This window comes from Salinicoccus albus DSM 19776 (assembly GCF_000385175.1).
GTDB classification, from domain to species: domain Bacteria; phylum Bacillota; class Bacilli; order Staphylococcales; family Salinicoccaceae; genus Salinicoccus; species Salinicoccus albus.
Genome location: NZ_ARQJ01000024.1, coordinates 60839 through 74862, shown reverse-complemented (window position 1 = coordinate 74862; position 14024 = coordinate 60839). Strand labels below are relative to the sequence as shown.

General features: G+C 45.9%; 13 protein-coding genes. 6 read left to right on the top strand and 7 right to left on the bottom strand.

Features of this window, described 5'->3' with window-relative positions; all coding sequences use genetic code 11:
- Positions 1-100 precede the first annotated feature (100 nt).
- Positions 101-802: a response regulator transcription factor gene (locus tag G343_RS0104925; RefSeq protein ID WP_020007008.1), complete on the top strand. Its 702-nt coding sequence runs from the start codon at positions 101-103 to the stop codon at positions 800-802.
- The gene (pnpS, locus tag G343_RS0104920; RefSeq protein ID WP_020007007.1) at positions 799-2583 is read left to right on the top strand and encodes a two-component system histidine kinase PnpS; all 1785 of its coding nucleotides are present in this window, start codon (positions 799-801) and stop codon (positions 2581-2583) included. The genes G343_RS0104925 and pnpS overlap by 4 nt, the downstream gene beginning before the upstream one ends.
- Positions 2584-2626: 43 nt before the next feature.
- On the opposite strand, the gene G343_RS0104915 is transcribed toward pnpS, so the two are convergent.
- A complete protein-coding gene (locus tag G343_RS0104915) occupies positions 2627-3313 on the bottom strand; it encodes a DUF542 domain-containing protein (RefSeq protein ID WP_020007006.1) in 687 nt (228 codons plus the stop codon).
- Between the two features lie 145 nt (positions 3314-3458).
- Between G343_RS0104915 and G343_RS0104910 the strand changes: the two genes are divergently transcribed.
- On the top strand, positions 3459-4367 hold the full coding sequence (locus tag G343_RS0104910) for a hypothetical protein (protein WP_020007005.1): 909 nt from the start codon (positions 3459-3461) through the stop codon (positions 4365-4367).
- 27 nt (positions 4368-4394) lie between these two features.
- The gene (locus tag G343_RS0104905; RefSeq protein WP_020007004.1) at positions 4395-5003 is read left to right on the top strand and encodes an LOG family protein; all 609 of its coding nucleotides are present in this window, start codon (positions 4395-4397) and stop codon (positions 5001-5003) included.
- Here G343_RS0104905 and G343_RS0104900 read toward each other — a convergent pair whose 3' ends face one another.
- The 6 genes from G343_RS0104900 to G343_RS0104875 all read right to left on the bottom strand — a co-directional run bounded on the left by G343_RS0104900 (position 5004) and on the right by G343_RS0104875 (position 11884).
- Positions 5004-5561 (bottom strand): GNAT family N-acetyltransferase, encoded by a 558-nt coding sequence (locus G343_RS0104900; RefSeq protein WP_020007003.1) that lies wholly within the window; start codon positions 5559-5561, stop codon positions 5004-5006.
- Positions 5562-5643: 82 nt separating this feature from the next.
- Positions 5644-5985, bottom strand: a complete 342-nt coding sequence (locus G343_RS0104895) for a hypothetical protein (protein ID WP_020007002.1) — start codon at positions 5983-5985, stop codon at positions 5644-5646.
- 74 nt (positions 5986-6059) lie between these two features.
- The gene (locus tag G343_RS0104890; RefSeq protein ID WP_020007001.1) at positions 6060-6299 is read right to left on the bottom strand and encodes a hypothetical protein; all 240 of its coding nucleotides are present in this window, start codon (positions 6297-6299) and stop codon (positions 6060-6062) included.
- A 114-nt stretch (positions 6300-6413) separates the two neighbouring features.
- Positions 6414-8144 carry a glutathione ABC transporter substrate-binding protein gene (locus tag G343_RS0104885; RefSeq protein ID WP_020007000.1) on the bottom strand — a complete coding sequence of 577 codons (1731 nt, stop codon included), beginning with the start codon at positions 8142-8144 and terminating at the stop codon, positions 6414-6416.
- Between the two features lie 203 nt (positions 8145-8347).
- Positions 8348-10036 (bottom strand): glutathione ABC transporter substrate-binding protein, encoded by a 1689-nt coding sequence (locus tag G343_RS0104880; RefSeq protein ID WP_020006999.1) that lies wholly within the window; start codon positions 10034-10036, stop codon positions 8348-8350.
- A 177-nt stretch (positions 10037-10213) separates the two neighbouring features.
- Positions 10214-11884 (bottom strand): glutathione ABC transporter substrate-binding protein, encoded by a 1671-nt coding sequence (locus tag G343_RS0104875; RefSeq protein ID WP_020006998.1) that lies wholly within the window; start codon positions 11882-11884, stop codon positions 10214-10216.
- A 299-nt stretch (positions 11885-12183) separates the two neighbouring features.
- Here G343_RS0104875 and G343_RS0104870 point away from each other — a divergent pair, with 299 nt between their 5' ends.
- A complete protein-coding gene (locus G343_RS0104870) occupies positions 12184-13092 on the top strand; it encodes an ABC transporter permease (protein WP_020006997.1) in 909 nt (302 codons plus the stop codon).
- A 10-nt stretch (positions 13093-13102) separates the two neighbouring features.
- The gene (locus tag G343_RS0104865; protein ID WP_020006996.1) at positions 13103-14023 is read left to right on the top strand and encodes an ABC transporter permease; all 921 of its coding nucleotides are present in this window, start codon (positions 13103-13105) and stop codon (positions 14021-14023) included.
- Position 14024: the final 1 nt, after the last annotated feature.

The following is a 14024-nucleotide window of genomic DNA, read 5'->3' as shown; positions in this document are numbered from 1 at the left end:
ATTGCGAACATTAACGTTAAGTTATGTTAAACTGTAAAAAGTTGAAGCAGTTAATTTGAGTGAAATGATTATAATAATTAAATGAAAGGAGTCACTTCTAATGCGCAGTATCCTCGTTGTTGATGATGAGCCTTCAATCTTAACTCTGTTAAAGTTCAACCTTGAACAGTCCGGCTATAATGTGGTGACGGCAGAGGATGGCAGACAGGGGCTTGACCTTGCCCTTTCGGAAAAGCCGGATCTGATTGTTCTGGACCTTATGCTGCCGGGCATGGATGGAATGGATGTGTGCAAAACCTTAAGACAGGAGAAAATGAACACACCCATACTGATGCTGACGGCAAAAGATGAAGAATTTGATAAGATTCTTGGACTCGAGCTCGGCGCGGATGATTATATGACTAAGCCGTTCAGCCCCCGGGAAGTCGTTGCCCGTGCGAAGGCCATACTCAGACGCTCCCAGATTGAGGTTCCGGAAGAAACCGGTCAGGACGAAATACTCAGAATCGGCAATCTGGAAATCCATCTCGATAAATATGATGTTTATATCCGCGGGGTCAAGCTGATCCTTACACCGAAGGAATTCGAACTGCTGCTCTATCTGGCGAACCACAAAGGTAAAGTGCTGAGCAGGGACCAGCTGCTGAACGGCGTCTGGGATTTCCATTACGACGGGGACACACGGATCGTCGATGTGCATGTCAGCCACCTCAGGGAAAAGATTGAAGATGACGGTAAACGCCCGGAGTACATCCGGACCATACGGGGGTTCGGCTATAAACTCGAGGGGCCTGCCGAATGAAACGTCTCTGGCTGAAAATATCCCTCTCTTTCACCCTTCTCATACTGGGGTTCGTTCTGGTTCTCTGGTTTTTACTTGCGACGATTGTTGAAAATACATATACAGAAATGACCAGAAGTCATCTGACCGAAAACGCCCAGCTGGTCACACAGATGATCGGCGCCAACGGCACATTGGATGATCAGCAGACGCTGCAGGACACAATCAGTGAATTCCGCCAGCCGATAGATATGCGCTTTACAGTGGTGGACGATGAAGGTGAAGTTCTTGCCGATTCGGAAAATGATCCCGCTGCTATGGATAACCATATGGACCGCACTGAAATCACCGCAGTGCTGCAAAATGGGGATGATACCGGAGAATCTGTGAGATACAGTACCACCCAGGGATTTAATATGATGTATGTGGCACTCCCTATCGAGAACAACGGTGAGGCTGCCGGTGCTGTCCGCACATCGTTATCCTCTCAAATTTTGGATAATACAATGCGGACCCTCTGGCTGTCACTTGGCATTGTCCTCGGTGTGATGCTCATTATTGCCGGCGTCGCAGCCATGCTGATTGCACGCGGCATTACAAAACCGATCAATAAGATCATGGAAGTGACCCGCAGACTGAGTGAAAAGGATTACAGCAGCCGTGTACATGTTAAACAACAGGGTGAAGTCAGAGAGCTGTCATCTGCCGTCAATGCGCTTGCAGCCAGCCTCCAGCAGCAGATGAAGGAAATCAACGAGAATGAAAGACAGCTGACAAGCATCATGTCAAATATGGTGAGCGGTGTCATGCTCGTGAATCAGGAGGGCAGGATTGACCTTGTGAACTCTGCAATGGAGAAATTTCTGTCCCAGCACGCAGAGAATATTGTCGGTAAAAATTACGATGAAATCAGCGAAAATTTTGATCTGGCCGAACTCACACACCTTGTCTTCGAAGGGAACAGAAAAGTACATGACGAAGTCAATACCTATTACCCTGATGAACGTGTGCTTGACGCCCACCTTGCCCCATACTACGGCCAGGGATGGCATCAGAAAGGAGTCATTATCGTACTGCACGACATCACCGACATCAGAAGACTTGAGAAAATGCGCAGTGACTTTGTTGCCAACGTCTCACACGAACTCAAGACCCCAGTGACTTCAGTTCACGGTTTTGCAGAAACACTGCTTGCCGGCGGTGTACAGGACGAAGAGACCACAAAGCAGTTCCTGCAGATTATTCACGATGAAAGTCAGCGTCTTGACCGGCTGATCCGGGATCTTTTGAATCTGTCCAGAATTGAAAGGCAGGAGATGCCTCTGAATATTGAAGAGGTAGAAATGACAGCACTCATTCAGGAAACCGCAGAGACACTGCAGGGTTCACTGGAAAGCAAGAATACGAACCTCTTGCTGCCTCAGGAAGATAAAGCAGTCACTTTGGAGGGAGACAGGGACAGGATCAGACAAGTCATCCTGAATCTTATTGCCAACAGCATCAACTATACGTCAGAAGGCGGTACTGTAGAAGTGGATTTACGGGAAAACATGAACGAAATCAAACTCATTGTTGCAGACAATGGCATGGGCATTCCGGAAGAGAGCCTGCCGCGGATATTCGAGCGGTTCTATCGGGTGGATAAAGCACGCTCCAGACACTCAGGCGGTACAGGCCTGGGGCTTGCCATAGTCAAACACCTGATAGAATCTCATCAGGGCAGGATTGAGATACAGAGCCGGGAAGGTGAAGGGACAACAATTACAGTCATTCTGCCAAAAGAACAGGATGATGAATATTGATGCAAAGAAGCTGGATCCTTTTGATCCAGCTTCTTTTTGTCCCTCAGGCCCTGACCTTGTTTCTAATTCTTTCAAAGAGGATATTGTTCTCCAGATGAATGTGATCAAACGAATCTTTCTCCAGCTTTTCCAGTCTCATGTAGACCAGCCGGAGCGCGCCGGAATCACCTTCCGCCGGGATAAAGTCATTGGTGATCTCCCTCATTCGAACGAAAAACTCCGTGATGTCCTTGTGCTCATTTTTTAGTTTTTTCAATTTGGGTTTCAGTGCTCCCCTTTTATCTTCTGACGGCTGATCAAGGTAGGATTCCAGCAGCGGAAAGACATTTAAATCCTCTTCGTCCGTATGATCCAGCACTGTGTCACTGAAGTTCAGAAACACTTCACTCAGTTCTGCTTCCTCCGGTTTTTCCTTGACCATCTTCTCAACATACGGCTCAAGTACCGGCAGTTCATCCTTCAGATCTTCATGGTAGCGCCTTTGGATATACCTGACGATACTTGTTTCGTCCATGTATTTGATATCAATGCCGTCCTCATTTTCAGTACCGAGATTATTGATCTCGTACAATATATTTTCTATAGGGACGTCATGTTCAAATGCCGCATCTGAAAGGCTTTGATTACCTCTGTTTACAAAATCGATATGATACGCTCTGAAAATATCGCCTGATTTTGGTACTTCCACCGCAATTTCACCCACTGTCATTTGCCCGGTTATCGTTTTCACCAATATTACCTCCTCTATCTATGCTGTACAATACCTTTAATATTCATTGTTTAAACGGATAATCGCAGAGATTTCGCACAGTTTAATGAAACTTCTCTATGGGTATATTATAATTATTATAAAAGATATCCTGGAGGTTGAACAGATGAATGATAAAGTGAGGATGGCTGTAACACTGCTGCCTGTCATACTCGTACCGCTGTTTAGTGAGCGAAAGCGCATCAAGAAGCATCCGGATATGCAGAATCTCGGTTCTGCTGCAGACAGCGCCTGCACAACAGCCAAAGACAAAGGCACCAACGCAGCGAAAGCAGTCCGGAATGCGGGGGCATCCACTTACCACACTGGAAAGTCCGCCGCTCAGACAGTGAGCGGTAAAATCTCGGATAAACGTCACGAACATGCTTATAAGAAAAACATCAGGACGTATCAGAAAAACGTTAAAGAGGAACACTCTCTCTTAAAACAATTTGAAAAGGAAAAGAAAAAACACAGAGCCAGACGCCTTAAAAACGAATCGGATGTAAGCATCCCTAAAATCATGCAGCCCCACAGCGAACCGGATAACGACGAAGAAATGAAGTCAATTCCGGGCAGCGAGGTACTCCAAATTGCGCCTCCTGATGAACATGAGCAGGCACGCCTGGTACCTGCGACTACAGAGATGCCGGATGATAACATTTCTGTTGCCGCCGGATATGCTAAAAACAAGCAGGAATCAGAAGATATCACAATGAAAAGGAATGAGGACATGACACAAAATACTGGACCATACATTGAAGAAAAAATTAAAGGGCATGAATTCCCCGGACTTGAGAGCGGAGAACTTCACAAACAGCATAAACATGCACTTGATTCAAAAAATGATGCAAACATCGAAGTCAAAGAAACAAAGCAGAACGATTCTCTGTTTGAAAAACACCGTAAAATGCATGAAGACCATATCACAGTCATTGGCCGTAAATCCGGAGCAAACAACGAATTGAACCCATCCAGAAAACAGAAAAAACTGGAAAAAAAGATGCACAGTCACAGGGATAAAAACTATTCGTGAAACTGATGCCATCATAATGCAGCTGGATTGGAGTGTATCATTCTGAAACTTGAAAATGTTACTGTCTTTTGCGGTTCCCACTCCGGCAGCAGCGCGGTCTATGAAAAATCAGCGTTCGCACTGGGGGCACATCTGGCAAAAGAAAATATCGGCATCGTCTATGGCGGCGGCAGCATCGGACTGATGGGGGCTTTAGCAGATGGTGCCCTTTCTGAGGGCGGCAGTGTTACCGGGGTCATCCCCCAATTCCTGCTCGACAGGGAAATGGGACACCCCAAGCTGACACACCTCGAAGTCGTGACCTCCATGCACAAGAGAAAAGAAAGGATGGAAGCCCTCGGGGATGCTTTCATAACACTTCCGGGAGGCGCAGGTACACTGGAGGAATTCTTCGAGATATTTACATGGGGACAGATTGGACTGCACAAAAAGCCGATCGGCCTCTTAAATGTCAATCATTTCTACGACGAAATCCTCCAGCTGTTTAATAAGCTGATCGATGAGTCTTTCCTTCACCAGGCATATGTAAACCAGCTGTTTACAGGGGCAGACGGGGCGGAAATACTCGATCAGTTTAAATTTTTCGAGCCTGTAGATGTCAGGACATATGCAGATATAAACCGCCGGCAGTCATAATTAAAACCGCCGGCGGTTTGTTAATTCCACCTTGTATATCACATGTCTCTGCAAGGAGTGTCCGTTCATAATCTGCGGGTGATCAAATTCATCTGTCTGTTTCATGCCAATCTTTTTCATGATATTGATCGATGGTTTGTTTCTTTTTGCTGCCAGCGCATAAATCTGCTTAATATCTGTGTGCCTTTCAGCAAATTTCAGAACCCCTTTTGCAGCTTCCGTCGCAAATCCCTGATTCCAGTGTTTTTTGGCAAACCGCCAGCCGATTTCAATACACGGGAGGAATTCCAGTTTAAACGGGCCGTCCTCCTCAAGCACCTGTATGCCTGTAAACCCGATAAACTCCCCGGTATCTTTCCGCTCAACCGCAAAAAGACCGAACCCTCTGTCTTCAATATCTTTTTGAATTTCCACAGCCGTACGCCTGGACGCCTCAGGTGACAGACGCTCGGGGAAATATCTTCTGACATCTTTATCCAGGTTCATCCTTATAAATGCAGGAATATCACTCTGCTTCCAGTCCCTCAGTATCAGCCTTTTCGTCTTAATATATTTCATGATGCATCCCAGCCACTCTCTACATAAATATTCTTAGAGTCTTCCTCACTAAAAATGAAAGAGAAAGAAGTTGCTATCCCTCTTACTCTTCCACCTTCTTACTTTCATTATCCTGAGGTGCTTCCACCCTTCTATATGATAAAAGCTGCACTTTTACCTCATCACGTTCGAAATCATAATCGTCAATCTTTGTTTTCTTGTCCGTGGTAAATACTACGTCTACATAGTCTGCAGATTCCTCAAAATCAAACCTCATGTTGAATGTTTCAAAATGCTGGTCGGGGTTTGGCTTTTGAGCCACCACCCTGGACTTCAATGCATCAAAATGCCTGACAGTCATCCCTGTTATTTCCTGAACTTCCTGTTTCAGCGCTTCCAGTACCATGACTCTGCCTTCTACGATATTAAATTTGTTTTCATGCATAAACGGGTCTCCAATCATAATAATTATGGTGTCTTATATTTTCTGCTTACGGATGGATGAACATCACAGGGATATCATTCCTCTTCTGACTGACTGCTGCCGCTGTCATCTTCATTTTGCATCTCTTCAAGTTCCTTTTCTTTAACCTGGATATTCTTTTCAATCTGGTCGTTCTCACTCTGAAGATTTTGTATCTTATCCTCAAGTTCTGCATTTTCCTCTGTCACTGCATCTAAATCCTTCTCCGCCTGACTTTCCTCATTTCCACATCCGGAAACAGCAAGTATCAGGACCATCACCGCCATGCGTTTCATCCAAATCACCCTTCGCACTTCTTCTTTTACATTATACCATTCCCTGTGCGTGTTTAAAAATAACAACCAAAAAAAGCACCCTGCTCAAAGCGCAGAGTGCCAAAATCATTGCGATTATTCACTTAATGTCACTTCGTCCAGCTGATAGATACCCAGTGCATCCACTTCGAAATTCTGAACATCGTTGCGGACACCCGTCAATTGACTGGTGTGGTGAATGTTGATCTGCGGCGCAAGCTCTGTCAGCAATTCCTGTGCTTCAGTATAGATTTCCTGGCGTGCTTCCGGATCGGTTTCCATCCGTCCTTCTTCCAGGAGCGAATCCAGTTCATCGTTAGAAATGAATGAACGGTTGCCCGGGTCGCCGTGCATGTCGGAATGGAAGAGCGGATACATGCCGTAGTCCGCGTCACCCGTTACCGTAGACCAGCCAAGTACGAACATCTCATGTTCACCCTGGGCTGTCTGTTCCAGGTACGCACCCCATTCCACCTGCTGCACTTCTACATCGATGTTGATCTCCGCAAGCGCCTCCTGCAGATAGACAGCAGTGTTCACACGCTGCGCTTCGTCATTGGTCATGATTTCAATGGAGAAACCATCTTCATAACCTGCTTCTGCCATCAGTTCCTGTGCGCGTTCTAAGTCATAGGTCAGACCTTCAACATTCTCATCATAACCGAACGTACCCGGCGCCAGAGGACCTTCGGCAGGAATGCCGACGCCATCATAAACACCGTTAATGATCTCTTCGCGGTCGACCGCATGAGAAATGGCCTGGCGGACTCTTTCATCATCGAGCGGCTCTACTTCAGTATTGAAACCGACGTATGAAGTCGAAAGCAGCTCTGTTTCGTCCAGATAGGTCTGTTCATGCTGCTCCACGCGGTCCATGTTGTTGGATTCGACTGAGCCTGCGATATGACTGTCCCCTGTTTCAATCTCTGCAATACGTGCCGCTGTCTCAGGTACGACTTTAAATTCTACGGTGTCCAATGCAACCGGTTCTTCGTGGTAATCATCATTTCTTTCCAGAACGACATTTTCACCCGGAGAACGAGACTGGACCTGGAATGGCCCCGTGCCGATTGCATTCTCACCAGAATATGTACCCATGTCTTCACCAATTGCGTTTGCGATTTCTTCGTGCTCTTCGCCGCCTTCTTCACGCAGCTCATAGTACTCTTCAAGCGTGACGTCCTGGCCTTCAAGCGCCTGTTCGTAGTCCGTGTCGATGACTTCCGGGCTCAGCATGCCGCCGGCATCATGTGCCAGGTGCGAAAGCAATGGCGCAAATGGATATTCCGTTGTGATTTCAACAGTATAATCATCCACCGGTTCAACATCCGTAATCATCTCATAAAGGAACATACGTGGTGAGCCCATCGCCGGATCCATAATACGGTTAAGATTCGCAGCGACCGCTTCAGCCGTGAATTCCGTACCATCATGGAACATTACGCCTTCCTTAAGTGTAAATCTCCAAGTGGTATCGTCAACCTCTTCCCACTCGGTCGCCAGTCCCGGCTGGACTTCCATATTTTCATCAAGTGTGGTCAACGTCTCATAAATGTTGGAACGAACATTACTTGATGGCACATCATTATTACCATGCGGATCAAGACTTACGATGTCACTCATTTCTGAAATGACCAGATCTCCGCCCTGTCCGCCTTCTCCGCCGGATTCACTTCCATTACCGGACTCTCCGCCGGATTCACCTGAATCCGCAGAATCTCCGGAGCCTTCTTCCGGCTCGACTTGACTGTCGTCCGTACAGGCTGCCAGAGCAAATGACAAAATTAAAACAAAGCTTAACAATAGCAGCTGTTTTAAATTTTTCATTCTATTTCCCCCTAATAATTATTAATTAAATATGAACATTTAATCAATTTCATGATACATGAAGACGTAAGCGCATTCAAGATGGAATTTTCATATTTTTTACAATAATAGTAACAGCAGAAAATTTAAAAACCGCCGGATTTGTAATCACGGCGGCTGTCTTCATATTAAATTCTTTCAAATTCATTATTATTTTTAAGAAATCATTCTATCGTGACATTGCGCAGATCAAAGATGTTGTCCCTGCCGATCTCAAGCCCTTCCACACCGTTATGATACGCATTGAGATTTTCTGAGTGCCTGACGAAAATCGCCGGGGCTTCTTCCACAAGCAGTTCCTGTGCCTGCATATAGATCTCCTCACGTGCCGCTTCATCTGACTCTTGGGCGCCTTCATCCAGCAGCTGATCCAGCTCATCATTTTCAAAGAATGAACGGTTCCCCGGAGCACCTAAATTATCTGAATGGAACAGCGGGGAGATACCATTATCAGGATCTCCTGTTGAGTTGGACCAGCCCAGGATGAACATGTCATGTTCACCATTGCCTGTCAGTTCGAGATATGAACCCCACTCAACCTGTTCGATATTGACATTGATATCCAATTCCGCCAGTGATTCCTGCAGCCATACGGCCATGTCGACCCTTTCCGGGTTATCGTCATTCACCATCAGATTCACATCAAAACCATCTTCATAACCCGCTTCTGCCAGAAGTTCCCTGGCCCGTTCCATATCATATTCAAGGCCTTCCAGATTTTCATCATGTCCCAGCATTCCCGGTGCAAGCGGCGCGACAGCGGGTGTGCCTGAATTGTTATAGACGCCGGATAAAACGGCTTCCTTATCAAACGCATGGGTGATGGCCCGACGTACAAGCGGGTCATCAAACGGTTCCTGATTTGTATTGAACCCGAGGTAGTCAATAGACAGGGAATCCGTTCTCTCAAGCGTTGCGTCCTGATTACTCTCAACGCGTTCAATGTTGCTGGACTCGACCTGCGCGATAAAGTCTGAATCGCCTGTTTCAAGTTCAGCAATTCTGGATGCAGTTTCTGAGACCACCTTAAATGTTGCTGAATCAATCGTCGGCGGGCCATCCCAGTAATCTTCATTCGCCACAAGTTCTGTACGTTCTCCCGCACTTCTGCTGTCAAATTGCAGGTAATTTGTACCGACAGGGTTCTGCTCGACTATGGTTCCGATATTCCCCCCAATTTGCTGCGCTGCCTCCTCGTGATCCTCTCCTCCTGCTTCGCGTGCTTCGTAATACGCTTCCAATGTCATATCAAGACCTGATTCATCGATTGCGTTCTGGTAATCTTCATCAATCAGATCTTTGCTGACCATTTTCCCTGCCCCATGGCTTAAATTGTTAAGCAATGGAGAAAATGGATACTCAGTCACAATTTCAACTGTATAGTCATCCACCACGTTTACTTCGGAGACCATATCAAGCATGAATGCTCTTGGCGAAGCAGTGGCAGCATCCTGCAGACGATCAATATTCGCTTTTACCACTTCTGCATTAAATTCCGAACCATCATGGAACGTGACACCTTCCCGCAGCGTAAACTCCCACGTGGTATCATCCACCTGCTCCCATTCAGTGGCGAGTGCCGGGACAGCTTCCAGGTTCTCATCCAAGTCTACAAGACCTTCATAAATAGTGTCCCGCACCTGCTCTGAAGGTACATCGTTACTGCCATGCGGGTCCATGGAAACAGCATCACTCGGGAAGGCCATCACCAGATCTCCGCCGGAGGCTTCCTCAGCCCCGCCTTCTCCAGATGTGCCCTCGCCATTTTCCGGTTCGACTTCACTGTCATCCGTACAGGCTGCCAGCACTAAAACAATCACGCTGAATAAAAATAACTTCCAAAAATATTTCATTATTACGCATCCCCCAAAAGGCATTAACACTTCACCTTATTATTTGATAAAATCATATTATACTATAGAGATTATTCTTTCAATAGAGAATATTCAGAAATATAATGTGATATTATAATGTCGGTTTTGCATAACAAATTAGAAGCTGAAATCATTTTCCGGATCAGGAAGATATTCTTACTGTTCAATTGTCACTTCGCTGAAGTCCGGTCGATTGAAACGGTCGATATAAAGGCCCTCCACCTCGTCTCTGTAAGCGTTCATGCTTTCTGCTTGACGCAAGTAGATCATCGGTGCTTCATCAATCAGGACTTCCTGCACTTCCTGATAAATTTCTTCGCGTTCTTCATCATCGGACGTCTGCCTTCCTTCTTCCAGAAGCTGGTCCACTTCATCATGCACCAGGAATGATCGATTACCCTGATTGCCTGTCATGGAAGAATGGAACAATGGCCAGAGTCCATTATCTGGATCGCCTGTTGAGTTTGGCCACCCCAGGATAAAGATCTCATGGTCCCCTGTGGATGCAGCTTCGAGATAAGCTCCCCATTCGTACTGGTCCACAGTGGCTTCAATATTAATTTCCCTCAGCTGCTCCTGCAGAAATACAGCGAGATCGACTCTTTCCGGTGCCTCGTTAGTGATGATGGAAATCTCAAAGCCGTCTTCATAACCCGCTTCTTCCATCAGTTCCCGGGCACGATCGACATCATAGTCAAGTCCTTCGATGTTCTCTTCATACCCGAGCACCTCAGGTTGCAACGGTCCATCCATAATCTTCCCCGTTCCGCTGTATATACCATTAATGACTTCTTCCTTATCTACCATATGGGAGATTGCCTGCCTAACCCTCTTATCATCAAGCGGCTCTTTTGAAGTATTAAAGCCAATGAATTCCATCGCAATATTATGCAGCGTGTACATATTTGTTTCTTCGTGGTTTTCGATCCTTTCAACATTTGACGGTTCAAATCCGGTAATCACATGCGAGCTACCTGTTTCCAGCTCAGCAATTCTGGACCCTGTTTCAGCAACCACTTTAAAAGTCACTGTATCAAGGGTCGCAGGCTCGCCCCAAAACTCATCATAACGGGTAAGTTCTGTCTGTTCTCCCGGACTTCTGTCCTCAAATTGAAGATACCCGGTGCCCACAGGGTTCTGTTCCACAATCGTATGTAAATATTCGGAGATGTTGTCTGACACATTTTCATATTCTTCGGGGTCTGATTCACGCATTTCATAAATTTCTTCTGCAGTTATATCCAGACCGGCCTCGTCAATCGCATACTGGTAGTCTTCATCGATGACTTCCTTACTGATCATCCCACCACCGTCATGGGCAAGGTGATTCAGCAGCGGGGCAAACGGATAGGCAGTAACAATTTCTACCTGGTAGTCATCAAGTACATTAACCGTTTCAATCATTTCGAAAATATTCACGCGGGACGAGGCGACAGCGGGATCCACCACGCGGTCCAGGTTCGCTTTGACCACTTCAGCATTGAATTCACTGCCGTCATGGAAAGTAACATCTTCCCTCAAGGTAAACACCCATGTATGATCATCAGTCTGTTCCCAGTCTTCAGCCAGCTGCGGTTCAATTCCGAGGTCATCATTATGTTTGACCAGGCCGTCATAGATTGTTCCTCTCACCTGATCTGATGGCAGATCATTACTTCCGTGCGGATCTAGAGACACAAGGTCACTGGCAGTGGAAACGACCAGATCCCCGCCACTCTCTGCTGCTTCGTCAGCTGTACCCTCCTGTGGTTCCACTTCGCTATCGTCTGTACAAGCAGTAAGAACCAGTATAAGTGCAAACAGCAATAAGCTTGAAACTTTTTTCAACTAACACATCTCCTTTCTGATAACCCTAAACCATACTTTTTTAGTATAATTTAATAGTATATCAATAATATTACATAGGTCTATTTTCTTCAATAAAGTTTTTACAAAAATTCATAATTGAATTGAAAATGAATGGGAATTTATTACACATTTATATATTTTTCAATAGTAAATTTTTGGTAGCCTTTTCATTAATTTTGAAAATATATTGATATATACGTTCTAAACCGATATTATTACTTTTAGAGCATTTCAAGAATTTTTAATAAATTCAATCAGAATTATTAGGGGGTCAACAAATGGCAGTCGCTTCAGAAAATACGACTCAGAAAATCAAAGAAGTCAATCCCAGAGTCAAAGGTATGAAAGACTTCTTCAAACGTCTGAGGAAGAACAAGTCTGCCCTCGTGGGTTTCTACGTACTGGTACTCTTTTTCTTTGTGTCAATTTTCGGTGCGCTGGATGCCAATTACGGTATTACAGGCACAAGTTCCAGCGCCACTAATCTCACAGATAAGCTCGAGGGGCCTTCGGCGCAGTATTGGTTCGGTACCGATCATCTGGGCCGGGATATCTTTATCCGCATACTTCATGGGATGTACATAACATTAGGGGTAGGTTTTACAGCAACATTTCTCGCGGGAATTATCGGCGTTCCGCTAGGTATTCTTGCAGGTTACTATGGCAAATGGCTGGACACGATTATTATGAGAATCATGGATATACTGCTGGCTTTCCCGGGCATACTGCTCGCACTTGCTATCGTCAGTGTTCTCGGAGGCAGCACGATTAACGTCACAATCGCCATCGCTATCGGTGCAGTCCCGCAATTTGCACGGATTGTACGCGGATCTACATTGACGACTAAAAAACTGGAATACGTCGATGCGATACGCGCGCTCGGAGCCAGAGACGGAAAAATCATTTTCCAGCATATTCTGCCGAACATCATGTCGCCGATCATTGTAAATACAACGTTATTCATCGCTACAGCAATTCTCTCAGCAGCAGGACTTTCCTTCCTCGGACTCGGGGTGCAGCCGCCAACACCGGAATGGGGGGCGATGCTCAACGATGGCAGAAACTATATGTATCAGGCAGCCCACATCACTTTCTTCCCGGGTATGATGATCGTCATTGTCGTACTTGCGTTTAACTTATTCGGAGACGGATTAAGGGATGCATTTGATCCTAAATTGAGGAAATAGGAGGCATTACATGACTACGTTTATTATTCGCAGATTACTGCAGCTCATCCCGGTACTGCTCGGGGTTACGATTCTGGTCTTCAGTCTGATGCATCTGACTCCGGGTAACCCTGCTGTAATCATGGCCGGTGAAAGTGCACCAGAAGCAACAGTAAAAGCGATCGAACAGCGGCTTGGATTGAACGATCCATTGCACATACAATATCTTAATTTTCTGGGAAATGCCGCTCAGCTGGATTTCGGTGTTTCAGTACGTGATAACATACCGGTATTCGATCATATTCAGCCAAGATTCCTCATCACTCTGGAACTTACGATATATTCAACAATTTTTACAGTAGTGCTTGGTCTTTTGGCCGGTATTGTTTCTGCAATTAAACAATACTCTTTCTATGATGTTACATTGATGATCATTACACTTTTCGGTCTGTCCATGCCAAACTTCTGGCTCGGGCTGATGCTCATCCAATGGTTCGCCATCGAACTCGGATGGTTTGCCCCGACAGGCTGGGGAAATGCTGATCAGCTTCTGCTGCCAGTCATCTCGCTTGGCACTGCAGGCGCTGCCATTATTGCACGTATGACACGCAGCAGCATGCTTGATGTCATCCAGCAGGATTATATCCGTACGGCCCGTGCCAAAGGGGTCAAAGAACGGACGGTCATCTTCCGTCACGCCCTGAAAAATGCAATGATTCCGGTTGTGACTGTCATCGGACTTCAGTTCGGTTACTTCCTTGGCGGCTCCATACTGACAGAGAGTGTATTCGCCATTAATGGATTGGGCAGACTGATCATCGATTCCATATTGCAGAGAGACTTCCCTGTTGTGCAGGGAGCAGTGCTCGTCATTGCAGTCAGTTTCGTATTTGTGAACCTCATCGTGGATATCTCATACAGACTGTTGAACAAACGCGTAGACTTAAACTAAG